Below are 24,872 nucleotides of genomic sequence, written 5' to 3' on the forward strand. Positions count from 1 at the left end.
CGCATCACCAGTCCAGCTGCTTGACGAGGGTGAGCTTGAAGGTGCGGCCCTTGCCGGCCGTGCCAGAGAGGAACTCGCGGTACTGTTCGTTGAAGATGTTGTCGACGCGGAAGTTGGTCTCGAAACCCTTCCAAGCGCCGTCCTGCGGCTTCCAGGTCACGAACATGTCGTGGGTGGCGAAGGAAGGGGTGGGCCGGCGCATGTTGGGCAGTTCGCTGACGCGATCCTGGGCCGCGACGAAACGGCTCGTCCAGCCGAAGGACAGGTCGCGATCGGGTACGCGGCCGCCCAGGGTGAAGGCGAATTCATGCGGCGCAACGGTGTTCAGCGGCATGTCCTTCAGCAGGTCCTCGCCGATCACGTAGGAATAGGCCGCGTTGCCGAAGACGTAGTCCGAATCGTAGGCCAGCTCGACCTCGGCGCCGTAAATGCGTGCCTCGCCGATGTTGGTGTAGCGCGGATTGGCGCCGTTGCCGTTGTCGGTGATCAGGTCGGTGATGTCGTTGTAGAAGCCGGTGGTCTTGAGCTGGACCGTATCGCCGGGCTGGGCCACGTCGTAGATCGAAACCGCTACGCCCGCCTCGTAGTTGTTCGACAGTTCCTTCTTGAGGTCGGGGCGTCCGATCTGCGCCGAATCGAAGACCTCGTCGATGGTCGGCACGCGCTCGGTATGGGCGACCGATCCGAACACGGCAAAGGTGTCGTTGAACTTGTAGTGCGCCGCGATTTTCGGGGAGAAGGCCGTGTGGTCCTTGGCGCTGGCCGCGGCGATGTCGGTCGGCTCGAGCCTTTGCCAGTCGAGACGCGCGCCGGCGATGAGCGTCAGGCGCTCGTCCCAGATGAATTCGTTCTGCACGAAGGCGCCGGTCGCCGTCCGGGTGCCTTGCGGGTGGGTGCCGGACTTGCTCTTGAGCGTCGTCCGCTCCTGGAAGTTGCTCTGCGAGCCGACGGTGAGATGATTGACGAAGTTGTCGCCTTCGTAGTCGAAGGTGTTCTGGACGCTGAACTGGTAGGTTTCGTAGCCGAAGGTGCGGTTGAGCGAGGGGATGGTGGCATCCGACTGGTCGTTGACCGTATCGGAGAAGGACGCCTGCACCTTGAGGTCGAGCCAGGGATTGTCCGATGCCGGGTTCTCGTAGGAGATGATGGCCGTCTTGTCGGTGATCTTGCGGTCGACCGTGCCGAAGCCGGGCGGCACGTCGATGCCGGTCTGGTTGTAGTACTGGTCGTCCTCGTCGGTCTGCCACTGCATGTAGGAGGCGCGCAGGGCCTGCTCGTCGTTGTCGCCGAAGCGATAGGTGCCTTTCAGCAGGCCCGACGGGGCGCCAATCTCGGAGCCGGGGATTTCGGTGCCGTTGCCGGAGGTGTAGGCGTTGGCGTAGCGATAGTTGCCGGCGGCCAGCAGTTCGAAATTGTCGCCGAGGCGTGTCGCCAGGATCGCCGAACCAAGCGTGCCTTCAGAGTTCGAATCGAAGGCGGACTTGAGCCGCAGCGCGCCCTTCTGGCCGTCGGCGAGGAAGTCGGCCGCGTCCTTGGTGGTGAAGTTGATGACGCCGCCCAGTGCGCCCGATCCGTAGAGAGTGGATGACGCCGGTCCGCGCAGCACTTCGACGCGCTTGAACAGCTCGGTGTCGGTGAACAGGCCGCCCATGCGGTACTGCTCGTAGAATTTGGTCGCGCCGTCGACGTTGACGATGATGCGGCCTTCCTCGCCGCCGCTCTCGGGGCCGCCGACACCGCGGATGTTGAAGGTCTGGCCAAGCGCGCGGTCGGAGCCCGACACGTTGACGCCCGGGATCGTCTTGACCAGCTCGCCGACCGTTTCGGCCTGCTTCTGGTCTATGTCCTCCTGCTCCATGACGGACACCGCTTGCGGCGTGTCGATGGCCACTTTTTCGGCGCCCGCGCCCAGGATCAGGCGCTGCAGCAGCGTCACCCGGCCCTTCTTGTCCTGTTCATTCGTCTGCACTTCCTGGGCTTTCGCGGCCTGCAGTCCAACCAGCACCATCATCGCCGCTCCGCCCAGCAGAGCAGCCTTGTTCCGAGCAACCAGCCCCATGTCCCAACTCCAAATGTCCCTTGCTGGCTTGCCCGCTGCTTGCTCGCACTTTTTCGTCTGCCCGGTTCGTCTTAAATCTTGACTCATTCACTCCGGTATTGCACTGACTAGTAAACATGAAAGTTCGAGTCAACAATCTGATTTGAACATTTCAGCCCGCCGGAATGGTCCGGCTGGGTGGGTGGACCAAGGAGTGCAATGAGATGAATTCGCACAATCCGAACCACTTCCGTTCGGGCCAGTACAGGCACGCATATCGGCGCCCCGAAGGGCAGATCGGTGCACGCCAGATTGCCGAATCCCTGGCCGTCAGGACCCTGACCAGCGAGTCGCTGTTCCTCGGCGACTACGAGATCGGCATCAACCACGGCGGTGCGCTCTACCGCCTCAAGATCACCCGTCAGGGCAAGCTCATTCTCAACAAGTAGGTGCTTCGAAAATGGACCAGCGCGTGAAACCCGCCCCGCATGAAATCAGGCGGGCGCGAGCCGACAACCCCAAGATGCGCGAGCGCGACCTCGCCGGGCAATTGGGGATCTCCGAGGCGGAACTGGTTGCCGCCCATTGCGGCGAAGGCGTTGTTCGCATCGAGCCGCGCGTCAACGACCTGCTCGCCGGCCTCGAAGCCGTCGGCGAGGTGATGGCGCTGACCCGCAACGAAAGCGCCGTGCACGAGAAGATCGGCGTCTACGACAAGGTCGTTCAGGGCAAGCAGAGCGCAATGGTGCTTGGCGAGCACATCGACCTGCGCATATTCCCGAGCGCCTGGGCGCACGGGTTTGCCGTGGAGAAGCGCGACGGCGACGACATCCGCCGCAGCCTGCAGTTCTTCGATGCCGCGGGCAATGCCGTGCACAAGGTGCATCTGCGCCCTGCGTCCAACCTCTATGCCTACCAGAAGCTGGTCGAGGCGCTGGCCAGCGCCGATCAGGAGCCGACGCTGGTGACGGTGCCGGCAGCGCTCGACAAGCCTGCCGACGACGGCTCGGCAAGCGTCGACGAGCTGCGCCAGCGCTGGAGCAGCATGACCGACACGCACCAGTTCTTCGGCATGCTCAAGTCGCTGAAGCTCGGCCGACAGGAGGCGATGCGCATGGTCGGCCGCGACTATGCCTGGATGCTGGACGGCGGCGCGCTGCAGACGATGTTCCACCAGGCCGCCGAGACGGAGCTGCCGGTTATGTGCTTCGTCGGCAACCGCGGCTGCATCCAGATCCACTCGGGTCCGGTGAAGAACGTCAAGCCGATGGGGCCGTGGATCAACGTCATGGACGAGACCTTCCACCTCCATCTGCGCTCCGACCACGTCCAGGAACTCTGGGCCGTGCGCAAGCCCAACAAGGATGGCCATGTGACCTCGGTCGAGGCCTATGACGCCAGTGGCGACATGATCATCCAGTTCTTCGGCAAGCGGAAGGAGGGGCAGGGCGAACGCCAGGAGTGGCGCGGCCTGGTCGAGACGCTGCCGGCCGCTGCACGGCAGAACGCGGCGTGAGGAGGATGAAGATGTCGGTCACCAAGGGGCTGCTTCGCCCGGCCGCGCTCGGGCTCGCCTTGATTTCGGCCGTGGGCTCAGGCCAGGCGGCGGAAGGCGTGTTGCCCGACCGCTCGCGCATCGCGGCCGTCGGCGGCTCGATCACCGAGATCGTCTACGCGCTGGGCGAGGAGAAGGCGCTGGTCGCGCGCGACTCGACGAGCGTCTTTCCCGAGGCGGCCCTCAAGCTGCCTGACGTCGGCTACATGCGGGCGCTGTCGCCGGAGGGCGTGCTGTCGGTCAATCCTTCGGGCATCCTCGCGCTCGAGGGGAGCGGCCCCAAGGAAGCGGTGGATGTGCTCAAGAAGGCGAGCATTCCATTGATCACCGTGCCCGAAGGCTTCAGCCACGAGGGCATCGTCGCCAAGATCCGGATCGTCGGCAAGGCGCTCGATGCCGAGGCGAAGGCGGAAACGCTGGCCAAGGAGGTCAGTGAGCAGCTCAGTGCCGCCGAGACGCTGACGGCCGATATCCCCGAGGGCCAGCGAAAGCGGGTGCTGTTCATCCTCGGCATGCAGGGCGGCAAGATCATGGCTTCCGGCAGCGGTACCGCCGCCGACGGCATCATTGCCTTGGCCGGCGGGGTCAACGCGGTCGAGGGCTTTACCGGCTACAAGCAGCTGACGGACGAGGCGGCGATCACCGCCAGACCCGACGTCATCCTGATGATGGACCGCGAAGGCGAACTCGCCATCGACGACAGCGAGCTCTACGGCCACCCGGCGATAGCCTCCACCCCGGCTGGCCAGGCGAGGCAGGTCATCCGCATGGATGGCGCCTACCTGCTGGGTTTCGGTCCGCGCACGGCAAACGCCGTCAAGGACCTCGCCGCGGCACTCTACGGCGACGCCGTGAAGCAATAGGATCGGCGCAGTGACGGATGAAACGATCGCCGGCCTCGCCGGCGCAAGCGGGGAAGGCCGTCGCGCGAGCGGCGACCGTTCCGGCCTGGCAATTCTTGTCATCGCAGTCCTGTCGGCGGTGCTGGCAGTCACCGCATTGCTCAGCCTGACATGGGGCGCTTCGGACGCCTCGGCGATCGGGCTGCTCCGCGAATGGTTGTTCGGCGCCACGCCTGGCAACGAGCCGCTTTCGGCACGCGATGCCATCATCGTCTACGACATCCGCCTGCCGCGCGTGATCCTCGGCATCCTCATCGGGGCGGCGCTCGCCGTTTCGGGCGCGGTGATGCAGGGTCTGTTCCGCAACCCGCTTGCCGATCCGGGGCTGGTCGGCGTGTCCGCCGGATCGGGCCTGGGCGCCGTCTCGGTGATCGTGCTCGGCTCGACGCTGCTTGCGCCGTTCACCGCCGTGTTCGGCAGCTATGCGCTGCCGCTGGCGGCTTTCTTCGGCGGGTTGGTGACGACGATCATCCTCTACAACGTCGCGACGCGGCAAGGGCGAACCTCGATCGCCACCATGCTGCTCGCCGGCATCGCCCTGGGCGCCATGGCGATAGCGCTGACCGGCATCCTGGTCTACATGGCCGACGACCGGCAGCTGCGTGATCTGACCTTCTGGCAGCTCGGCTCGCTCGCAGGTGCGACCTGGGTCAAGATCGCCGCGGCCGGCCCGATCATCGTCGCAGCGCTCGCCGCGACGCCGTTCCTCGCCAGAGGGCTCAATGCCATGGCGCTCGGCGAGGCAACCGCCGCCCATCTCGGCGTGCCGGTGCAGCGCCTGAAATATGTCGCCATCGTCGCGGTGTCGGCGGCCATCGGCGCTGCGGTGGCCGTCAGCGGCGGCATCGGTTTCGTCGGCATCGTCGTGCCGCATCTGCTCAGACTCGCCATCGGTCCTGACAATCGCTACCTGCTGCCGGCCTCGGCGCTTCTCGGCGCCTGCCTGCTGCTGCTTGCCGATGCGGTGAGCCGCACCATTGTGGCACCAGCCGAACTGCCGATCGGCATCATCACGGCCGCGGTGGGCGGTCCGTTCTTCCTCTGGATCCTGCTGCGCAAGCGCGGCGTGGTCGACCTCTGACGCCGGAAGGGACAGGAACATGCTCGAAGCACGTCAGGTTTGCGTGAACATCGGCTCCAGGCGGATCGTCGCCGACGTCGATTTCTCCGTTCGTCCCGGCGAACTGGCCGCGATCGTCGGCCCCAACGGCTCCGGCAAGTCGACCTTGCTGAAGGCGCTGACCGGCGAGCTGCCATATTCCGGCAGCGTCTCGCTCAACGGCCGGGATATCGCATCCCTCAAGCCGTGGCAGGCTGCCGCCATGCGCGCGGTGCTGCCACAGTCGACAGCACTTTCGTTTCCCTTCACGGTACGCGAGATCGTCAAGCTCGGCGTCACCGGCGGTCGTTCAGGCGCATTGGCTGGCGAAGACGACAGGCTGCCGGAGCGGGCGCTGGCGCGCGTCGACCTGCAGGGATTTTCGGGACGGTTCTATCAGGAGCTTTCGGGCGGCGAACAGCAGCGCGTGCAGTTGGCGCGCGTCCTCTGCCAGGTTTGGGCGCCGGTGCTCGACGGGCAGCCGCGCTACCTCTTCCTCGACGAGCCGGTGTCCAGCCTCGACATCAAACACCAGCTGATCATCATGGAGATCGCCCGCGACTTCGCGCGGCGCGGCGGTGCGGTCGTGGCCATACTGCACGACCTCAACCTGACCGCGATGTACGCCGACACGATCGGCGTCATGCATCGCGGCCGCCTGGCGGCGAGGGGCTCGCCCTACGAGGTGCTCAGTGACGAACTGATCGAAAGGGTGTTCGACTGCCGCCTGCGCGTCGGCGCCCTGCCGCCATCTCGCGTGCCGTTCGTGCTGCCGCAGTCGGCGGCGGCCTGAACTCAGCTTGCCAGCGACTGGGGCGCGGGGAAGTTGATCCCCAGCACGTCGCGCATGTTCGGACGGGCGGCGACGAGATCGGCGATCGTGTAGCGGCCCAATACCTCGAAGAAGGCGTTCAGGGCCTCGCGCAGCGCCGAGTTGAGGCCGCAGCTGTCCATCAGCGGGCACTCGGCGTCGGCCTCGAAGCACTCGGCCATGGCGAAATTCTCTTCGGTTACGCGCACGACGTCGAACAGCGAGATCTTGTCGGCGGGTTTGCCCAGACGCACGCCGCCGTTGCGGCCGCGCACGGTCTCGACCAATCCGGCCTCGACGAGTGGCTGCAGGATCTTGAACAAGAACAGCTCCGACACCGTGTAGGCGGCGGCAATCTCCGGAACGCGGCTCAGCCGTCCTTCATTGGCCGCGCAATACATGAGGATACGCATGGCGTAGTTGGTCTGGCGTGTGAGTCGCATCGGTGATTCCTCGCGCTGGCGCGGACAGGTTTCTTATATGGCCTACACCTTAGAATAATTCCAGACAAGCGCTGTCAACAATTTCCCTTCCGTCACGCTTCCGGCGCAAGCCAGCCTTGCGTTCATGGCCGGGCTGGGCGCTTGAATTTCATTTTGCACTGCACAATATTGCGCACGTCGGGAGTCGAAGACTCTGGGGAGGAACCCATGAGGACTGCGACATGGAACAGATCAAACTTGCTCAGCGCCCCCTGGTCGGCACGATCCGCCAGCTCCGGCCTTCCGATCTGACCCGATTTGCCGAACATCTCCTGAGGCTGGACGATGAGAGCCGCCGCGACCGCTTCAACGGGCTGACGGACGACGATTTCCTGCGCGCCTACGCCGAGCGCTGCTTTCGCGAGGGCGTGACCGTGGTCGGCTATGTCGAGGGCGACAAGGTCCTGGGTGCTGCCGAACTGCACGAACGGCCCGAGGAAAGCGAGCCGACAGCCGAGATCGCGTTCAGCGTCGAGCGCCAACTGCAGCACCGCGGAATCGGCGGGCGGCTCTTCCGGCGACTCGTCGCTCAGGCGAGGGGGCTCGCCTACAGCCGGCTGCAGGTCACGACCCATTCGAACAACGTTGCCATGAGGGCGCTCGCGCGCCGCTTCAACGCCAAGCTCAGCTTCGAGCATGGCGAGGCCCACGGCGTCATCGAACTGGATGCCGAAGGCACGCCGGAGTTCGACCTCGAAATGCGCCTGCCGGCCGATTTCGGCAGGCGCGGCCCCGGCAAGGCGATCGCGGCCTGACGCATTTCCGAATTGAAGCGTCCGGCGGGCGTGCCGATATTGTCCCTGTGACCAACAGGGAAGGCATTTGATGACCGCACCGCAAAGCCAGGTTGCGCCCTCCGGCGTGATTGCCTCCACCAGGGTCATCGACGCCGAAAGGCTCGCGGCGTTGCGGCGGACGAAACTGCTCGCCACCGCGGCACTGGTGCTATGCGTCATCGTCTTCGCGGTGGCCAAGTCGTTCCAGGGGCGCTGGCCGTGGCTCGGCTTCGTCGCCGCCTTCGCCGAAGCGGCGACCATCGGCGGGCTCGCCGACTGGTACGCGGTCGTCGCGCTGTTCAAGCGGCCGCTTGGCCTGCCCATCCCGCATACCGCGATCATCCCCTCCAATCAGCACCGCATCGCCGACAATCTCGGCCGCTTCATCGAAACCAACTTCCTCGCCCCGGAGCCTGTCCGGCAAAAGCTGAAGGAGGTCGACTTTGCGGCGCTGGTGGCCGACTGGCTGTCGGATCGCGCCAAGGCCGAAGGGCTCGCCCGCTTCGTCGGCCGCCTGGTGCCGAAAATGCTGCAGGCCGTCGAGGACACGGGCCTGCGCGACTTTGCCACCAAGCGGATGCTGGAGCGCGTCGGAAAGGTCGACCTGGCGCCGCTCGCGGCGGAGCTGTTGTCCGCCTTTACCGACGACCGCCGGCACCAGCGCCTGCTCGACGAATTCACCAAGATCATCGGCAACTTCCTGAAAGACGAGCAGGCGCTCGCCGCGATGCGCGAGAAGATCCGCGACGAGCTGCCGTCCGTCTTCAACCTGTTCCGAGCCGACGCCTACCTGCTGAAGCGCATCGTCGCCTCGGCCGCGACCTTGCTCGAGGAGGTGCGCGCCGACCCGGATCATCCGCTGCGCGGCGAGTTCGACGGCTTCGTTCACGGCTTCGTCGAGCGGCTGCGCCAATCGCCGGACTATGCCCGGCGGGCGGAGCAGTTCAAGCGCAACTTCCTGGCGCGCCCCGAATTGCGCGACCTTGCCAGGGACGTGTGGGAGAGCATGCGTCGCTTCATCGAACAGGACGCGGTGGCGGAGCGCTCGATGACACGCAGGCACCTGACCAGCCTGTTCGTCGAGATCGGCCAGAACCTCGCGCGCGACCAGCAGATCAGGGCCGACATGAACGAGGGCTGCGTCGTTGCCCTCGCGTCCTTCGTCGAGAGCCAGAAGAGCGGCGTTTCCGGCTTCATCGCCGAACAGGTCAAGGGCTGGGACCTCGGCCAGATGACCAGCATCATCGAGATCAATGTCGGGCGCGACCTGCAATACATCCGCTTCAACGGCATGTTGATCGGCGGACTTGCCGGGCTGGCGCTCTATTCTGCGGAGTTGCTGTTGCTGGCGAATTGACCGGGCGTCTTGCTGGTCTATGCTGGCTTCTGCCACCTCCGGGGGAGGCCCGGAGCAGACGGGAGCAAGCCATGGCGAAGAAGCCGGAACCGGAATCCTTCATGGACATGTTTGCGAAATTCGGGCGCGACCTGAAGATGCCCGAAGTCGATGTCGAGGCCATCGTCAGCCATCATCGCAAGAATTTCGAGGCGCTGGAGCGGTCGGTCAAGGCAACCGCCTCGGGAGCGTCGTCGCTGATGTCGAAGCAGCGCGAGATGCTGCAGGACGCCTTGCGCGAGATCACCGACGCGGCGCAGGGCCTGCGGGTTCCCGGCAATCCGCAGGAAATGCTCGCCAAACAGTCCGATTTCGCCAAGCGCTCCTTCGAGGCCGCGGTCAAGAATGCCGGCGAAGTGGCGGCGATCGTGCGCAAATCGGGCGAGGAATCGGTCGATATCCTGCGCAACCGCATCCACGAGTCGATCGAGGAAATCCGCGACAGCATCGAAAAGAAGAAGTAGCCCGCCTGGGCTAACCTTCTGGCTGGGCATCAGTTTCAGCTCTCCTGTGGGTTTCGCCACACGGGCCGCGCATTGCCGGCCGCCGGGTGCTAAGGAAAGCCCGTCACATTTGCAGCCTCGCCAGTCACTGGGACTCGCTGAGACGTTGCAGCACCTGGAACCTGTGCGTGAAGGTCCGGCAGCCAGTTCCCGCTGCCGGAAGCGGCGCCGGCATTTGGCCGAGGAAGAGGATGAAAGTAGGTATCGAGATGGGGGCGGCGTCCGGCGGGACGAAGGCTCAGCTTGATCTCGAGGAGCTTCTGGCCACCCGCTTGCTCGTTCAGGGCAATTCGGGCTCCGGCAAGTCGCACCTGCTTCGCCGCCTGCTCGAGCAGAGCGCGCCCTGGGTCCAGCAATGCGTCGTCGACCCGGAGGGTGACTTCGTCACGCTGGCCGATCGCTTCGGCCATGTCGTGGTCGACGCCCAGCGCACGGAAGCCGAGCTCACTCGCATCGCCGGCCGCATCCGCCAGCACCGCGTCTCCGTCGTGCTCAACCTGGAGGGGCTGGACGTCGAGCAGCAGATGCGCGGCGCCGCCGCCTTCCTCAACGGCATGTTCGATGCCGACCGCGAATTCTGGTACCCGGTGCTCGTCGTCGTCGACGAGGCGCAGCTCTTCGCCCCCGCGGTCGCGGGCGAGGTGTCGGACGAGGCACGCAAGATTTCGCTCGGCGCCATGACCAACCTGATGTGTCGCGGCCGCAAGCGCGGCCTTGCCGGTGTGATTGCCACGCAGCGCCTCGCCAAGCTCGCCAAGAACGTCGCCGCGGAGGCGTCCAACTTCCTGATGGGCCGCACCTTCCTTGACATCGACATGGCGCGCGCCGCCGACCTGCTCGGTATGGAGCGGCGCCAGGCGGAGATGTTCCGCGATCTTGCGCGCGGCAACTTCGTGGCGCTTGGACCGGCGATGTCGCGCCGCCCGCTGCCTGTCGCAATCGGCCCGGTGGAAACGTCCGCGCGTTCCGTCAGCCCCAAGCTGATGCCGTTGCCCGATGCCAACGACGATACGCGCGAACTGATCTTCGCGCCGGCGCCGCTGGAAGCGCGTCAGCCGGCTCGCCGTCAGGCTCCGCCCACGCCCACCGCCGACATCATCGCCCAGCTTACCCAGGTGAAGGCCGAAGCGTCGGCACCTGTCGCCGAACCGATTTTTCCGCTGTTCGACGAGGCCGAGCGCGAGGCGCTGATCGATACCATCGTGCGCGAGATGGTCGAGGACCCGGATGCGGCCTTCCGCACCGATGCGGTGCTCTACCAGGACTTTCTCGTCAGGTGCCGCATCAAGCGCATGCAGGGCGAGCCGCCGCCGCTCTCGATCTTCCGCCGCCGCTATGCGGTGGCGCGGTCGGGCATCGACGAGGAGACCGCCTCGAGCGACAGCTGGCAGCAGGCGCTGGTGCTTTCCGCCTCGCTGCCGGAGGATCTCCAGGCGGTGTTCCTGATCGTCGCGCAGGCGGCGGTCAAACGAGCGCCATGCCCTTCCGACGCTGCGATCGCGCAGGCCTATGGCAGCCACTCGGCGCGCCGGGCGCGGCGCCTGCTCACCTATTTCGAAGAGCAGGGCCTGGTGGTGGTGCGCACCGACTTCCATGGCAAGCGATCCGTCGCGTTCCCCGATCTCGGCTGCGAGACAGCGCCCGGCGATCCGGAACGGACCGATGACCTCACGGAGCGCCAGGCGGCCGAGTAGGCGTTGAGCCGCAGCGGAGGTTGACAAGCGAAGGCTTCATGGTCCCCAGATTGCGCCAGGCTGTCGGAGGTGGGGGAAATGAGCCTGGCGAAGCGGATCGAGACCTATGAGGACCTGCGGGCGAAGATCGGGCAGGAACTGGGCGTTTCCGATTGGTCGCTCGTCGACCAGAGCCGCATAGACGCCTTTGCCGATTGCACGGGCGACCGCCAGTGGATCCATGTCGATCCCGAGCGGGCGCGGCGGCGCAGCCCGTTCCGCACTACGGTCGCTCACGGTTTCCTGACCTTGTCGCTGGTCGGCGCCCTGGTGCAGGAGATCGGTGTGGTGCCCGAGAATACGCTTGCCGCCTTCAACTACGGCCTCGACAGGGTGCGCTTCATCGCGCCGGTCAAGGTCGGGTCTCGCGTTCGCTTGCGCACGACGCTGATGTCGATGGAAGACAAGGGGCCGGGCCAGTATCTGCTGAAGGCCGAAAACACCATCGAGATCGAAGGCGAGGACAAGCCGGCGCTCGTCGCGGAGACCTTGGTCATGCTCTACGAGCGGCGCGGCAAGGCGACGGCCTGAGCCGCCGCGCTTCGTTAGCTTCTCAGCGCGGCGCGCCGATCACGATCTCGATCTCGCCGATGCCCTCGACGCCGCCGGTGATGGTGTCGCCGGCATTGACGGCGCCGACGCCGGCCGGGGTGCCGGTGTAGATCAGGTCGCCGGCCTTGAGCTCCATCGCCTCGCTGCAGATCGCGATCACCTCGGGGATCGTCCAGATCAGTTCGGTGAGATCGCCTTCTTGCCTGGTCTCGCCATTGACGGCCAGCCAGACGCGGCCGCGCTTCGGATGGCCGCTCGCGGCAACGGGGACCAGCGGGCCGCAGGGCGCGGACCGGTCGAAGCCCTTCGACCAGGCCCAGGGACGGCCCATCTTCTTGGCGCTGTCCTGCAGGTCGCGACGGGTGAAGTCGATGCCCACGCCATAACCCCAGACATGGTCGAGCGCATCCGCGACAGGGATACGGAAGCCGGCTTTGCCGATGGCCACCACGAGTTCGATCTCATGGTGCAGGTTCGCGGTCAGCGGCGGGTAGGGGATGGTCGAACCGCTGTCTACGACGGCATCAGCAGGCTTGCCGAAGAAGAAGGGTGGTTCGCGGTCGGGATCCTGGCCCATCTCGCGGGCGTGGGCGGCATAGTTGCGGCCGACGCAGAAGATGCGCCGCACCGGAAAGCGATCCGACGATCCGGAGACGGCGATCGAAGCGGGCGCGGGCGGGGCGAAAACGAAGTCCGACACGATGTCACTCCTTGGAACCGTTGCGGCGTTCTCGCACGATCGGGCGGCCGCTGTCACCCGCAAGCCCGGCACATTCCAATGATCGCGCGTGCCGGCGAACCCATTTGCGCTGGACTGCACGCAATGCGTGTCTGGCATCCAAAAAGTCGCTTGCAGCCGCAATTTGCAGGGATAGGATTTGCTCACCTGACGGGTGCGGGGTTCTGCCTGGCCGGTCGCGGCAACAGTGGGAGGTTTCATGTCAGAGGTTACTTTGGTCGTGAATGGCCGAAAGGTCAGCGGCACGGTGGAGGACCGTACGCTTCTTGTTCATTTCCTGCGTGAGCATCTGGGCCTGACGGGCACGCATGTGGGCTGCGACACATCGCAATGCGGCGCCTGCATCGTCCATGTCGACGGCAGGGCAGTGAAGTCCTGCTCCATGCTCGCGGCGCAGGCCTCCGGCTCGACCGTGACCACCATCGAAGGCCTCGCCAACGGCGCCGACCTTCATCCCGTCCAGGCGGCATTCAAGGAGCATCACGGCCTGCAGTGCGGCTTCTGCACGCCGGGCATGATCATGACGGCGACCGACATGATCCGCCGCCATCCCGAAGGCTTGGACGAAGCGACGGTGCGCGCGGAACTCGAAGGCAACATCTGCCGCTGCACGGGCTACCACAACATCGTCAAGGCGATCCTCGCGGCATCGAAGACGATGGCCAAGGCATCCAAGGGCAAGGCGAAGAAGGCGGCGTAGGAGCGAATGGGGAGTAGCGAATAGCGAGTAGGGAATTCTCCTGAAAGCAGACGCGGTCTCCCTCGCTACTCACTACTCACTATTCGCTTTGACGGTTCGGGAGGAACTGAAATGGGAATGGAAGGCATCGGCGCGCGCGTGACGCGCAAGGAAGACAAGAGGTTCATCACCGGCGGCGGCCGCTATGTCGACGACATGGTGGTACCCGGCATGAAACATGCGGCATTCGTGCGCAGCCCGCACGCGCATGCCGACATCAAGAAGATCGACATCAAGGCGGCCGAGGGCATGCCCGGTGTCATCGCGGTCCTGACCGGCAGGCAACTCAAGGCGGACGGTATCGGCAACCTGATCTGCGGCTGGATGATCCACTCGAAGGACGGCTCGCCGATGAAGATGGGCGCCTGGTCGCCGCTCGCGGTCGACCGCGTTCGTTATGTCGGTGACGCCGTCGCCATCGTAGTGGCCGAGACCAAGGGCCAGGCGCGTGATGCCGCCGAGGCGGTCGAAATCACCTACAAGGAGCGCAAGGCGGTCATCGACGCGGCCGAGGCGCTGAAGAAGGGCGCGCCGCAGCTGCATCCCGAAGCCGAAGGCAACCTGATCTTCGACTGGGAGATCGGCGACGGCAAGGCGGTGGATGCGGCGATCAAGAACGCCGCCCATGTGACCAAGGTCACCATCCATAACAACAGACTTGTGCCCAATGCGATGGAGCCGCGCGCGGCACTCGGCCACTATGACAAGGCCGAGGACCACTACACTTGCTGGACCACTTCGCAGAACCCGCATGTGGCCCGCCTGGTGATGAGCGCGTTCTACAACGTGGCGCCCGAGAACAAGCTGCGCGTCATCGCCCCTGACGTCGGCGGCGGCTTCGGCTCGAAGATCTACATCTATCCCGAGGAGATCGTCTGCCTGTGGGCGTCCAAGCGTGCCGGCGTGCCGGTCAAGTGGGTGGCCGACCGCACCGAGAGCTTCCTCACCGACGCGCATGGCCGCGACCATGTCTCGGAAGTCGAGATGGCCTTCGACAAGAACAACCGGATCATCGGGCTCAAGGTCGACACCATCGCCAATCTCGGCGCCTACATGTCGCTGTTCTCGTCCTGCGTGCCGACCTATCTCTACGCAACGCTGCTGTCGGGCCAGTACGATATCCCGGCGATCCACGCCAATGTCAGGACCGTCTACACCAACACAGCGCCCGTCGATGCCTATCGCGGGGCAGGCCGTCCGGAGGCAACCTACCTGTTGGAGCGGACGATGGAGATCGCCGCGCGCGAGCTTAGTGTTTCGCCAGCAGACCTCAGGCGCACCAACTTCATCACCCAGTTCCCGCACCAGACGCCCGTCATCATGAACTATGACGCGGGCGACTATGCCGCCTCGCTGGATGCGGCGATGAAGCAGGCCGACTATGCCGGCTTTGCCAAGCGCAAGGCGGCAGCCGCCAAGAAGGGCAAGCTGCGCGGCATCGGCATGAGCTGCTATATCGAGGCCTGCGGCATCGCGCCGTCTGCCGCGGTGGGCAGCCTTGGAGCGGGTGTCGGCCTGTGGGAGTCTGCCGAGGTGCGGGTCAATGCCGTAGGCACCATCGAGGTGCTGACCGGCTCGCACAGCCACGGCCAAGGCCACGAGACGACCTTTGCCCAGCTGGTCAACCAGCGCTTCGGCGTGCCTCTCGACAGTGTCTCCATCGTCCATGGCGACACCGACAAGGTGCAGATGGGCATGGGCACATACGGCTCGCGCTCTGGCGCGGTCGGCATGTCGGCGATCGTCAAGGCGCTCGACAAGGTCGAGGCCAAGGCCAAGAAGATCGCAGCCCACCTGCTCGAGGCCGACGAGGGCGACATCGTCATCGAGAACGGCGCGTTGAAGGTGGCCGGCACCGACAAGAGCGTGCCGTGGTTCCAGATGGCGCTCGCCGCCTACACGGCGCACAACCTGCCGGCGGGCATGGAACCGGGGCTGAAGGAGACGGCATTCTACGACCCCTCCAACTTCACCTTCCCGGCGGGCTGCTACATCTGCGAGGTCGAGGTCGATCCGGAAACGGGCAGCACCGACATCGTGCAGTTCGTGGCGGCCGACGACTTCGGCAACATCATCAACCCGATGATCGTCGAGGGCCAGGTCCATGGCGGCATCGCCCAGGGCGTCGGACAGGCGTTGCTCGAAGGTGCCGTCTACGACGCCGGCGGGCAACTGCTGACGGCAAGCTACATGGACTACACCATGCCGCGCGCCGACGATCTGCCGTCGTTCCAGGTCTCGACCACCAACACGCCGTGCCCGGGCAATCCGCTCGGCATCAAGGGTTGCGGCGAGGCCGGCGCCATCGGCTCGCCGCCTGCCGTCATCAACGCCATCACCGACGCGCTCGGGCACGACAACCTGAACATGCCGGCGACGCCGGGCAGGGTGTGGGCAGCGTTGCGCGCCGGCACGAAGCACTGAGAAAAGCGAATAGGGAATAGGGAGTAGCGAATAGGGAAGAAACGAAGGCGGATGCGGAACCAATCGCTGTTCGCCATTCCCTGTTCGCTCTTTCCCCGAAGGGAGAAAGATCGATGTATTCCGTCAATTACCATCGCGCCACCTCGGTCGCAGATGCCGTCAAGAAGGTGAAAGCCGGCGACGGCAAGTTCCTCGCCGGCGGTATGACGCTCATACCGGCCATGAAGACGCGGCTCGCGGCACCTTCCGATGTCGTCGACCTCACCCACATCGCCGAGCTCAAGGGCATCAAGGTCTCGGGTAAGACCGTCACCATCGGCGCAACGACCACCCATGCCGAGGTCGCCAACGACGAGAAGCTCAAGAAGGTCTGCCCGGCGCTGGCGGGTCTGGCGAGCCATATCGGCGACCCGGCCGTGCGGCACCGTGGCACCATCGGCGGATCGATCGCCAACAACGATCCGGCGGCGGACTATCCCTCGGCGATGCTGGCGCTCGGAGCGACCATCGTCACCAACAAGCGGGAATTGCCGGCCGACAAGTTCTTCAAGGGCCTGTTCGAGACCGCGCTCAAGGATGACGAGGTGATCACCGCCGTCACCTTCACCGCGCCTGCCAAGGCGGGCTATGCGAAGTTCCCCAACCCGGCCTCGCGCTACGCCATGACCGGCGTATTCGCGGCCAAGGGCAAGGACGGCGTGCGCGTCGCCGTGACCGGGGCGGGCGACGACGGCGTGTTCCGTTCCAAGGAGATCGAGGCCGCACTTGCCAAGAAGTTCGAGGCAACGGCGCTCGAAGGCGTCACCGTGCCGGCCAAGAACCTGATGAGCGACATCCACGCCTCGGCCGAATATCGCGCCAATCTCGTGGTCGTGATGGCCAGGCGCGCGGTGGCCGCGGCAAACGCCTGACCGATCCCCGAACTGGGATCAGCGAAGGGGCCTCAGGGCCCCTTTGACTTTCCGATAGCGCGGGACCGCAGTGGCCATTCGATGCATCGTCGAAATTGCCACTCTTGGAGTCCCGCCGGACTGGCCGCGCGACTATGCCGGAACGTATGTCAACCTGATCACGTCCCCGCCAATTCGATCGCTCGCCACGAGGTGCAGCGGCCGCCGCGGGCCGGCGAAGAACGGCTTGCCGCGACCAAGCACGACGGGGTGGAGGTACAGTCGATACTCGTCAACGAGACCAAGGTCGGTCAGACTTCGCGCCAGCTCGGGTCCGGAAACTTCAATCTCCCCATCCAGTCGAGCCTTCAACCCGCGTATCGCCGCCTCGATGTCATCCGCGACAAGAGTGGCATTCGGGCCGACGGACTTCAGCGAGCGCGACACGACCCATTTCGGTTGGCTCCGCCACGCCGCAGCGTACTCGCGTTCGTCCTCGTCCCATTCGGAATGGTCTTCGTCCCAATACCGCATCACCTCGTACATGCGCCGACCATACACGCTGCCGGCCAGGCCGCGCACGTCGTCGATGAAATGGCGAAAGAGCGCGCGATCGGGAGCAAATTCCGTGTGGTCGACAAACCCATCCAGGGACTGGTTCAAAGCGAACACGAGCTTCGCCATGCTGCAGGATCTCCTCGCCAAGTTCCTCAAAAAGGCTTGAGTGATGCTACGCAGAAACGAAGCTGGTCACAATCTGGCCGTCGCTTCGATGGTGAGACCATAACGGAGATCCGCTTTCCAGCCTGTAGGGACAAGGCAGACCGTTCCCAAACACCCCTCTCAGTCATTTCATGGGTCCATGGCCTAGAACCAAAGTCTGCGGCAGCGGGCCAAACATCTTGGCGACTGGCTCTTGGCATGGATCGCCAAGGCGGCTTACATGCCGCGCACGGTTTCATCGCAGTCCCGAGACGTGGAGCAAAACGGAATGGCGCGCCCGATAACTTCGATCGCCGATCTTCGCGCTATCGCCAAGCGCCGCGTGCCGCGCATGTTCTACGACTATTGCGATTCCGGCTCCTGGACGGAAAGCACCTATCGCGAGAACGAGACCGACTTCGTGCCGATCAAGCTGCGCCAGCGGGTCGCCGTAGACATGCGCAACCGTACGCTCGAGACGACGATGGCCGGCGAGAAGGTGTCGATGCCGGTGGCGATCGCGCCGACGGGCCTGACCGGAATGCAGCATGCCGACGGCGAGATTCACGCGGCCCGCGCCGCCGAGAAGGCGGGCGTTCCGTTCACGCTCTCGACTATGAGCATCTGCTCGATCGAGGACGTGGCCGAGAACACCTCGAAGCCGTTCTGGTTTCAGCTTTATGTGATGAAGGATCGCGATTTCGTCTCGCGGCTCATCCAGCGCGCCAAGGCCGCGAACTGCTCGGCGCTGGTGCTGACGCTCGACCTGCAGATTCTCGGCCAGCGCCACAAGGACATCGTCAACGGGCTGTCGACGCCGCCGCGGATGACCGTCCCCAACATCATCAACCTCGCGACCAAGCCGCGCTGGTGCTTCAACATGCTGCGCACCAGCCGGCGCACGTTCCGCAACATCGCCGGCCACGCCAAGGGCGTGACCGACCTGCGCTCGCTGTCGTCCTGGACGGCCGAGCAGTTCGACCCGGCGCTGAGCTGGGACGACGTCAAGTGGATCAAGGACCAGTGGGGCGGCAAGCTGATCCTCAAGGGCATCATGGATTCGGAGGATGCCGAAAAGGCAGCGGCGAGCGGTGCGGACGCGCTGATCGTTTCCAACCATGGCGGGCGCCAGCTCGACGGCGCGGTTTCGTCGATCTCGGCGCTGCCCGAGATCGTCGACGCGGTCGGCGACCGCATCGAGGTGCTGATGGATGGCGGCATCCGCTCGGGCCAGGACGTCATCAAGGCGGTGGCGCTGGGCGCCAAGGGCGTGTTCATCGGACGCGCCTTCCTCTACGGGCTCGGTGCCGGTGGCGAGGCGGGAGTGACCAGTTGTCTCGACATCATCCGCAAGGAGCTCGACACCACCATGGCCTTCTGCGGCCTGCGCGACATCAGGGACGTCGACGGCCGCATCATCGCGCGGCGATGACCGGCGAGGGGCGATCGGGCGCTGCAGTCCGTCCAGGCTCGCGGGAATCTGGGGCAAAGCGTCCGATCGCAGGTGCCCCCGGCTCGGATCGGCTCCAGTGAGACGGCACGTGTGCCGCATTGCCGGCATCGCGACCCTCAACACCAGGCGCGCCGGTTTCCTTGCCCTGGGCCTGCTCATGCTGGTGCTTGGCATCGTCGGCGCGTTCCTGCCGCTGATGCCGACGACCATCTTCCTGATCGCCGCCGCGTGGTGCTTCGGGCGCTCGTCGCCGCGTTTCGAAGCCTGGCTGCTCGACCATCCCCGCTTCGGTCCGCCGCTGCGCGACTGGCGTGAAGAAGGCGCCATTCCGCGCAAGGCCAAGGTCACGGCCTGGATCGGCATGGCGCTGGGATATGCCCTGTTCTGGCTCGGCAGACCCGATGCGCTGGTCGCAGCAGCGGCGACGGCCTTCGTCGCGGCAGGTGCCGTTTATGTGGCGACGCGGCCGGATCCAAAGCCGAAGCCGGATGTCGTTGCGGGCAGTGGAGACGACTAGCGGGGGCCTGGCGACGGCCTTTGCTTTGGGGGCAATCAACGGGCGCGCCCCGGCCGATTTGGCCCCGAGGCCTTGTTGTGATAGGGAGCGGCATAATCTGCGATTGCAGCCCCGCGCAAATTCGAGAAGCCATGACCAAGCTTTATGCCGACGGCGCGAGAATAGTCGCCGTCGCACCCATGATGGACTGGACCGACAGGTGCTGCCGCAGTTTTCACCGGCAGATCACCAGGGATGCGCTGCTCTACACCGAGATGGTTGTGGCGGATGCGGTCATCCATGGTCCACGCGAGCGCCTGCTCGGCTTCGATGCCGTCGAACATCCCATTGCGCTGCAATTGGGCGGCTCCGATCCGGCCAAGCTCGCCGAGGCGGCACGCGTCGGCGAGGGCTTCGGCTATGACGAAATCAACCTCAATGTCGGCTGCCCGTCCGATCGTGTGCAGTCGGGCACCTTCGGCGCCTGCCTGATGAAGGCGCCCGAACTCGTCGCGGACTGCGTGTCGGCGATGAAGGCGGCGGTGAAGATCCCCGTCACCGTGAAATGCCGCATCGGCGTCGACCATCAGGATCCCGAGCCGGCGCTCGATACGCTTGCCGCACAGGTCTTCGCAGCGGGCACCGACGCGCTCTGGGTGCATGCCCGCAAGGCCTGGCTCGAGGGTCTGAGCCCCAAGGAAAACCGCGAAATCCCGCCGCTGGACTATGATCGCGTCTATCGCCTCAAGCGGAAATATCCCAACCGGTTCATCGGCATAAACGGCGGTATTCAGACGCTTGACGAAAGCCGCGCCCATCTCGAGAAGGTCGACGGCGTCATGCTCGGTCGCGCTGCCTATCACACGCCGAGTGTGCTTGGCGGCGTCGACGCGCTGCTGTGCGGAGCAGAGCCGGAGGACATCGATTACGCGGCCCTGATCGACGCCATGGCCGACTATGCCGCCCGCCACATCGCCGCCGGCGGACGCCTCGGGCACGTCACCCGCCACATGGTCGGGCTGTTCCACGGCCATGCCGGTGCGCGCCGCTATCGCCAGATCCTGTCGACGGATGCGACCAAGGCAGGCGCCGGCCCGGAGGTGCTGCACCGGGCCTTTGCCGCCGTCGATCTCGGTGGTGCCAGCGAAGCAGCCTAATCCCTCAGGATCATCCGGTCGCCGCGGACGTCGAAGCCCGACAGCGAACCGATGAAATTCATGCCGAGCAGGCTCTGGTCGAGCCCACGGTCGGCCACGAGCACCGGCAGGTTCTTCCTTTCGATTGCGCCGAGCCGGATGCTCTCGACCGTCACGCGGGCGGCGCGGGCGACGCCATTGGCGGTCGAGACCGGCACGGTGAAGTTCAGGCTCTCGGGGTCGAAGCCGACGAGCCGGGCGTCAGCGGCGGTAAGCACCGTGCTGGTGGCGCCCGTGTCCACCATGGCCTGGATGGTCGCGCCGTTGACCTGGAGGCGGGCGCCGAAATGGCCGTTTGGAAGCTTGTCGAGGGTTACGATGGCGCGGCCGTCCCCGTCGATCACCGATAGCGGGCTGCCGGGCACGAGCCCGGCGGTCACGCGGCTCGCGACATCCTGCAGCTCATACCGGTACTGGTAGCCTGCCACCAGGACCAGGACGATCAGCAGCCACAGCGCGAAGCTGCGCAGGCTGGCGCCAAAATGCGCGCGGCGCCCGAGGATGCCCGCGCCGATCACAAGAGCCAGCGCTCCGAGATAGACCAGCCTGCCGAAGCTGTCGTTGTCCAGGCCGAGCGTCTTGCCGCCGGAATCGTTGAGCATCTGCAGCAGCAATCCGCCGCCGAGCACCACGATGACGATCCAGAACAGTCGGCTCATGTGCTTCGAAGGTCCTCAGACTGCGCCGCGTTCGCGGGCCATGCGCGCCCGTCGCGTCTCGCGGCGTGGCTTGCGCTCGACCGTTTCGAGCCGGGCGGGCAATTGCGCCATCACCGCGCGCCTTGTCTCGGGCGTCATCTCGATCCAGGCGGAAATTTCGTCGCGCGTGCGGCCGCAGCCGAAGCAATAGCCGGTGGCCATGTCGATGGAGCAGACGAGGATGCAGGGCGATTCTATGGCCGTCATCGTGAATTCCGGTGCATGGGCCGACTTATGCCCGCTGCCGCTTGCCGCCGCAATATGCAGGCTGCCTCAGCCAGATGGTGCAGCATGCCGCATGATGCAAGCCCGCAGCGCAGCGGCGTGGCGCGTCGTCTGCGCGACGTCGCGACAGATCGGACGCCATGCCGCGATTGTTTTCCCGTGCGGGGAGGGTTATTCGGCGGGCGACGATTTCCGAACGGCAGGCCCAGCGATCATGACAAGCGCCCAACCCTTTGACGATTTCCGCAACCTGTTCGCGCACATGCCCGAGGGCGACGTGGCGCAGGCCGGCAAGGTGTGGTCGCTGTTTGCCAAGGCTGACAAGCCGCAGGGTTCGCTCGGCCGCATCGAGGACATCGCGGCCTGGCTGGCGCGCTGGAGCGGCCGCGCGCCGCCTTCGGTGCTGAAGCCGATGGTGGCGATCTTTGCAGGCAACCACGGCGTCGCGGTGCACGGCGTGTCGCCGCGCGCGATGGAGGCGACGGCACAGCGCGTCGAATTGTGCGCGGCGGGCGGTGCGGCGATCAATCAGATCTGCGTTGCCGGCGATCTCGGCCTCAAGGTCTTCGACCTGGCCCTGCACCTGCCGACGGCCGACATCACGGTCGAGCCGGCGCTCGATGAGCGCGCCTGCGCCGCCACCATGGCCTTCGGCATGGAGGCGATCGCCGGCGGCACCGACCTTTTCTGCATCGGCGATCTCGGCGTCGCCAATACCACCGTGGCTGCGGCTCTTTCGGCCGCCCTGTTCGGCGGCCGAGGCGCTGACTGGGTCGGGCCGGGCTCCGGCGCCGACGCGGCGATGCAGGCCCGCAAGGCCGCGGTCGTCGACCGGGCGCTCGCCTTGCACGGCGACCGCCTCAGGGATCCCTTCGAGGCGCTGCGCCGCGTCGGCGGACGCGAGTTCGCGGCGATCGCCGGCGCCATTCTCGCGGCGCGCATGGAGAAGATCCCGGTGCTGCTCGATGGCTTTGCCACGACGGCTGCGGCCGCCGTGCTTTTCGCCTGCGACCCGAGAGCCCTCGACCACTGCATGTTCTCGCATGTCTCTACGGAACCGGGCCACGCCCGTCTGCTCGCCAAGCTCGGCGCGCGGCCGCTGCTCGGCCTCGGCATCGATCATGGCGAGGCGGTGGGCGCTGGGCTTGCCGCCGGGCTGGTCAAGACGGCAGCACAGATCAGCTCGGGCATGGCGGCGGCCGTACGCTGACCGGAAAGGGCAGGAGCCCTAGGGACGGGCGGCCAGGTTTCGCGGCAGTGACGTGGGCAGGCCGTCGATCACCCTGGCCGGGGGAAAGATGGCGACCGCCTCGGTGCCTTCCCTCAGCTTCGACTTGAGATCGAACTCGCCGCCGTGCAGGGCAAGCAGGCCCTGGACGATGGGCAGGCCGAGGCCGGTTCCCTGTTCCGCGCTCTTGATGGCGATCGAGCCCTGGCCGAAGGCCGAGAGGACGATCGGTATCTCCTCGGGCGGGATGCCGGGTCCATTGTCCTTGACCGAGATGTATTGCCCGCCGCCCGCCGTCCAGCCGACGCGCACGCGGATCTCGCCGCCGGTGGGCGAGAATTTTACCGCGTTCGACAGGAGATTGAGCGTGATCTGGCGGACCGCCCGCTCGTCGCCGAGCAGGCGCGGCAGCGACGTCTCGAAGTCCTGGACGATGCGCAGGTCCTTGTTGCGGGCCTTGAGTTCCATCATGTGGCAGCAATCCTCGACGACGGAGAGCAGGGCGAGCGGCTCCTCGTTGAGCCGGTAGCGCCCGGCTTCGATACGGGAGAGGTCGAGGATTTCGTTGATGAGGTCGAGCAGATGCTGGCCCGAATCGTGGATGTCGCGTGCATATTCGCGGTAGGTCGGGCTGTTGATCGGCCCGAGCACCTCGCCTGCCATGACCTCGGAGAAGCCAAGGATCGCGTTGAGCGGCGTACGCAGTTCGTGACTCATCGTCGCCAGGAACCGCGACTTTGCGAGATTGGCGTCCTCGGCCCGCCGCCTTGCCTCGTCGGACATCGACTTGGCCGTTTCCAGCTCGGCAACGAGCGCGTCCATCTCGGAGCGGAACGACATCAGCATCAGGGCCGAGCGGTTCATGATGCGGGCCACATAGGCGAAGAAGGGCAGGGCCGCGACGAGCAGGGCCACCATCATGATGCCCAGCGGCTGGGAGAGATCGACACCGAAAGCGGCATAGGCGGCCACCGGCAGGGCGAAGGTGCCAACCAGCGAGCCGCGCAGTGATGAGGCGACGATTGCGGTGGCGGCCATGGCGACCAGCAGTGACACGCCCTTGACCATCGTCAGTTGCGCCAGGTCGCAGGCCGGGCAGGTCATGGCCGCCAGATAGGCCCAGGCCAGGCCGGTGATGAAATGGCCGGCGAGGAAGTTGCGGCGTGCGGACGTCGGCGAAATCTCGGCCTGGGGGCAGCTGTCGACGCGGCGGGCCAGGATGGCGAGGCCGACATAGCCGGCGATGGCCACGACTGCCCAGACAAGGATCTCGGAGCCGGCGCCGAATGCGACGGCGGTGGTGGCGAGGATTGCGACCAAGAGCGGAAGCGTTGCCGAGTTGGCGACGATCGAGCCGGCGTGCTGTTTCAGCAGTTCGCGATCGAAGGCCAGGCCGCCCGGCTGTTGCGAAAGGCGATCACGTGTCTTGCGCACAGTACGCGCAACATCGCTGTTGCGATGGCGTTTCCTGCGGTCCACAATGATCTTGTCCGCCGTGTCCGAGCGTTGCAACGGCATGTGTTAAGTCGATTTTCGCGCGCGCTTTCCTTGGTCCTCCACGCTACATCCGAATGATTAAGGGATTGTTTGCCATATGAGCCGTTCGTGGTCCGGCAGACCTGGGCAGCGGCAATTTCGGCGGCCGCGCAGCCGTTGGCGCAAGCTCGCCGACTATGCTCTGGCAGCTGCCATCCTTGCGCTTCTGGCGCTCGTTTCGGCTCGCCTCGACCGCTTCGAAACGCGCAAGGCCGAAGGCGTGGCCATCGTCAACGACGGCGATTCGATCACGCTCGGCGCCGAACGCATCCGCTTGCGCGGCATAGATGCGCCCGAGTTCGCGCAGGTCTGCAGGAAGGACGGCGAGGAATATGCCTGTGGCAGGCGTGCCCGGGAGGCACTGTCGAAGCTGGTCGCTGGGCGCCGTGTCGCCTGCGCCGGCTGGGAACGTGACAAATACGACCGGCTGCTCGGCGAATGCAGCGCGGGCGGGGTCGATCTCAACCGGGCGCAGGTCGAGGCCGGATGGGCGGTCGCCTATGGCGACTACCAGTCGGAGGAGCTTGCCGCGCGCCGGGCCGAAAGGGGCATGTGGGCCGGCGAGTTCGATCGGCCGCGCGACTGGCGCGCGACGCATGGCGACATGACCGACATCGAGCCCGGCACCTATGGCCGCATCCTCAACTGGCTTAGGGAAATCTTTCGATTCTCGTAGCTTGCAACCTATACTTGGCACGT

General features: G+C 65.7%; 25 protein-coding genes. 18 read left to right on the plus strand and 7 right to left on the minus strand.

Going from position 1 to position 24,872, the window contains the following annotated elements:
• Nucleotides 1-4: 4 nt before the first annotated feature.
• On the minus strand, nt 5-2,059 hold the full coding sequence (locus tag AmiPiv_RS18590; protein WP_340038980.1) for a TonB-dependent receptor domain-containing protein: 2,055 nt from the start codon (nt 2,057-2,059) through the stop codon (nt 5-7).
• 203 nt (nt 2,060-2,262) lie between these two features.
• Between AmiPiv_RS18590 and hemP the strand changes: the two genes are divergently transcribed.
• Genes hemP through AmiPiv_RS18615 form a run of 5 tightly spaced genes read left to right on the plus strand, consistent with a single transcriptional unit; the run spans nt 2,263 to nt 6,387 of the window.
• Nucleotides 2,263-2,487 carry a hemin uptake protein HemP gene (gene hemP / locus AmiPiv_RS18595; RefSeq protein ID WP_340038981.1) on the plus strand — a complete coding sequence of 75 codons (225 nt, stop codon included), beginning with the start codon at nt 2,263-2,265 and terminating at the stop codon, nt 2,485-2,487.
• A gap of 11 nt (nt 2,488-2,498) precedes the next feature.
• Nucleotides 2,499-3,554, plus strand: coding sequence for a hemin-degrading factor (locus AmiPiv_RS18600; RefSeq protein ID WP_340038982.1), 1,056 nt, complete (start codon nt 2,499-2,501; stop codon nt 3,552-3,554).
• A gap of 5 nt (nt 3,555-3,559) precedes the next feature.
• On the plus strand, nt 3,560-4,456 hold the full coding sequence (locus AmiPiv_RS18605; RefSeq protein ID WP_340038983.1) for a heme/hemin ABC transporter substrate-binding protein: 897 nt from the start codon (nt 3,560-3,562) through the stop codon (nt 4,454-4,456).
• A gap of 10 nt (nt 4,457-4,466) precedes the next feature.
• Nucleotides 4,467-5,576, plus strand: coding sequence for a FecCD family ABC transporter permease (locus AmiPiv_RS18610; protein WP_340038984.1), 1,110 nt, complete (start codon nt 4,467-4,469; stop codon nt 5,574-5,576).
• Nucleotides 5,577-5,595: 19 nt separating this feature from the next.
• A complete protein-coding gene (locus AmiPiv_RS18615) occupies nt 5,596-6,387 on the plus strand; it encodes a heme ABC transporter ATP-binding protein (protein ID WP_340038985.1) in 792 nt (263 codons plus the stop codon).
• A gap of 2 nt (nt 6,388-6,389) precedes the next feature.
• On the opposite strand, the gene rirA is transcribed toward AmiPiv_RS18615, so the two are convergent.
• Entirely contained in the window at nt 6,390-6,848 is a 459-nt protein-coding gene (gene rirA / locus AmiPiv_RS18620; RefSeq protein ID WP_340038986.1) for an iron-responsive transcriptional regulator RirA, read from the minus strand.
• A 221-nt stretch (nt 6,849-7,069) separates the two neighbouring features.
• Here rirA and AmiPiv_RS18625 point away from each other — a divergent pair, with 221 nt between their 5' ends.
• The 5 genes from AmiPiv_RS18625 to AmiPiv_RS18645 all read left to right on the plus strand — a co-directional run bounded on the left by AmiPiv_RS18625 (nt 7,070) and on the right by AmiPiv_RS18645 (nt 11,826).
• Nucleotides 7,070-7,642: a GNAT family N-acetyltransferase gene (locus AmiPiv_RS18625; protein WP_340038987.1), complete on the plus strand. Its 573-nt coding sequence runs from the start codon at nt 7,070-7,072 to the stop codon at nt 7,640-7,642.
• 70 nt (nt 7,643-7,712) lie between these two features.
• Nucleotides 7,713-9,020: a DUF445 domain-containing protein gene (locus AmiPiv_RS18630; RefSeq protein WP_340038988.1), complete on the plus strand. Its 1,308-nt coding sequence runs from the start codon at nt 7,713-7,715 to the stop codon at nt 9,018-9,020.
• A 71-nt stretch (nt 9,021-9,091) separates the two neighbouring features.
• Nucleotides 9,092-9,523 (plus strand): phasin family protein, encoded by a 432-nt coding sequence (locus tag AmiPiv_RS18635; RefSeq protein WP_340038989.1) that lies wholly within the window; start codon nt 9,092-9,094, stop codon nt 9,521-9,523.
• Nucleotides 9,524-9,753: 230 nt separating this feature from the next.
• Nucleotides 9,754-11,256 carry an ATP-binding protein gene (locus tag AmiPiv_RS18640; RefSeq protein ID WP_340038990.1) on the plus strand — a complete coding sequence of 501 codons (1,503 nt, stop codon included), beginning with the start codon at nt 9,754-9,756 and terminating at the stop codon, nt 11,254-11,256.
• Between the two features lie 78 nt (nt 11,257-11,334).
• Nucleotides 11,335-11,826, plus strand: a complete 492-nt coding sequence (locus tag AmiPiv_RS18645) for a MaoC family dehydratase (RefSeq protein ID WP_340038991.1) — start codon at nt 11,335-11,337, stop codon at nt 11,824-11,826.
• A 22-nt stretch (nt 11,827-11,848) separates the two neighbouring features.
• On the opposite strand, the gene AmiPiv_RS18650 is transcribed toward AmiPiv_RS18645, so the two are convergent.
• The gene (locus AmiPiv_RS18650) at nt 11,849-12,547 is read right to left on the minus strand and encodes a fumarylacetoacetate hydrolase family protein (protein ID WP_340038992.1); all 699 of its coding nucleotides are present in this window, start codon (nt 12,545-12,547) and stop codon (nt 11,849-11,851) included.
• Between the two features lie 238 nt (nt 12,548-12,785).
• On the opposite strand from AmiPiv_RS18650, the gene AmiPiv_RS18655 reads away from it, so the two are divergent.
• The 3 genes from AmiPiv_RS18655 to AmiPiv_RS18665 all read left to right on the plus strand — a co-directional run bounded on the left by AmiPiv_RS18655 (nt 12,786) and on the right by AmiPiv_RS18665 (nt 16,660).
• On the plus strand, nt 12,786-13,286 hold the full coding sequence (locus AmiPiv_RS18655; RefSeq protein WP_340038993.1) for a (2Fe-2S)-binding protein: 501 nt from the start codon (nt 12,786-12,788) through the stop codon (nt 13,284-13,286).
• A 111-nt stretch (nt 13,287-13,397) separates the two neighbouring features.
• Nucleotides 13,398-15,749 (plus strand): xanthine dehydrogenase family protein molybdopterin-binding subunit, encoded by a 2,352-nt coding sequence (locus AmiPiv_RS18660; RefSeq protein WP_340038994.1) that lies wholly within the window; start codon nt 13,398-13,400, stop codon nt 15,747-15,749.
• Nucleotides 15,750-15,862: 113 nt separating this feature from the next.
• A complete protein-coding gene (locus AmiPiv_RS18665; RefSeq protein WP_340038995.1) occupies nt 15,863-16,660 on the plus strand; it encodes an FAD binding domain-containing protein in 798 nt (265 codons plus the stop codon).
• Between the two features lie 132 nt (nt 16,661-16,792).
• On the opposite strand, the gene AmiPiv_RS18670 is transcribed toward AmiPiv_RS18665, so the two are convergent.
• The gene (locus AmiPiv_RS18670; RefSeq protein ID WP_340038996.1) at nt 16,793-17,323 is read right to left on the minus strand and encodes a dihydrofolate reductase family protein; all 531 of its coding nucleotides are present in this window, start codon (nt 17,321-17,323) and stop codon (nt 16,793-16,795) included.
• Nucleotides 17,324-17,630: 307 nt separating this feature from the next.
• Here AmiPiv_RS18670 and AmiPiv_RS18675 point away from each other — a divergent pair, with 307 nt between their 5' ends.
• The 3 genes from AmiPiv_RS18675 (at nt 17,631) to dusA (ending at nt 20,447) form a co-directional block, all read left to right on the plus strand.
• On the plus strand, nt 17,631-18,773 hold the full coding sequence (locus AmiPiv_RS18675) for an alpha-hydroxy acid oxidase (RefSeq protein ID WP_340038997.1): 1,143 nt from the start codon (nt 17,631-17,633) through the stop codon (nt 18,771-18,773).
• 97 nt (nt 18,774-18,870) lie between these two features.
• A complete protein-coding gene (locus AmiPiv_RS18680; RefSeq protein ID WP_340038998.1) occupies nt 18,871-19,311 on the plus strand; it encodes a YbaN family protein in 441 nt (146 codons plus the stop codon).
• A gap of 131 nt (nt 19,312-19,442) precedes the next feature.
• The gene (dusA, locus tag AmiPiv_RS18685) at nt 19,443-20,447 is read left to right on the plus strand and encodes a tRNA dihydrouridine(20/20a) synthase DusA (RefSeq protein WP_340038999.1); all 1,005 of its coding nucleotides are present in this window, start codon (nt 19,443-19,445) and stop codon (nt 20,445-20,447) included.
• Here the strand turns inward: dusA and AmiPiv_RS18690 are convergent.
• Both AmiPiv_RS18690 and AmiPiv_RS18695 read right to left on the minus strand, forming a co-directional pair.
• On the minus strand, nt 20,444-21,145 hold the full coding sequence (locus AmiPiv_RS18690; RefSeq protein ID WP_340039000.1) for a TIGR02281 family clan AA aspartic protease: 702 nt from the start codon (nt 21,143-21,145) through the stop codon (nt 20,444-20,446). The two genes, dusA and AmiPiv_RS18690, sit on opposite strands and share 4 nt — an antisense overlap.
• 15 nt (nt 21,146-21,160) lie before the next feature.
• A complete protein-coding gene (locus AmiPiv_RS18695; RefSeq protein ID WP_340039001.1) occupies nt 21,161-21,391 on the minus strand; it encodes a DUF1289 domain-containing protein in 231 nt (76 codons plus the stop codon).
• A gap of 229 nt (nt 21,392-21,620) precedes the next feature.
• Here AmiPiv_RS18695 and AmiPiv_RS18700 point away from each other — a divergent pair, with 229 nt between their 5' ends.
• Nucleotides 21,621-22,619, plus strand: coding sequence for a nicotinate-nucleotide--dimethylbenzimidazole phosphoribosyltransferase (locus AmiPiv_RS18700; RefSeq protein ID WP_445206978.1), 999 nt, complete (start codon nt 21,621-21,623; stop codon nt 22,617-22,619).
• Between the two features lie 18 nt (nt 22,620-22,637).
• Here the strand turns inward: AmiPiv_RS18700 and AmiPiv_RS18705 are convergent, their stop codons facing one another.
• A complete protein-coding gene (locus tag AmiPiv_RS18705; RefSeq protein ID WP_340039003.1) occupies nt 22,638-24,155 on the minus strand; it encodes a sensor histidine kinase in 1,518 nt (505 codons plus the stop codon).
• Nucleotides 24,156-24,231: 76 nt separating this feature from the next.
• On the opposite strand from AmiPiv_RS18705, the gene AmiPiv_RS18710 reads away from it, so the two are divergent.
• Nucleotides 24,232-24,849 carry a thermonuclease family protein gene (locus tag AmiPiv_RS18710; protein WP_340039004.1) on the plus strand — a complete coding sequence of 206 codons (618 nt, stop codon included), beginning with the start codon at nt 24,232-24,234 and terminating at the stop codon, nt 24,847-24,849.
• The last annotated feature ends 23 nt before the right edge of the window (nt 24,850-24,872 follow it).

This window comes from Aminobacter sp. Piv2-1, assembly GCF_037625995.1.
Taxonomy (GTDB): domain Bacteria; phylum Pseudomonadota; class Alphaproteobacteria; order Rhizobiales; family Rhizobiaceae; genus Aminobacter.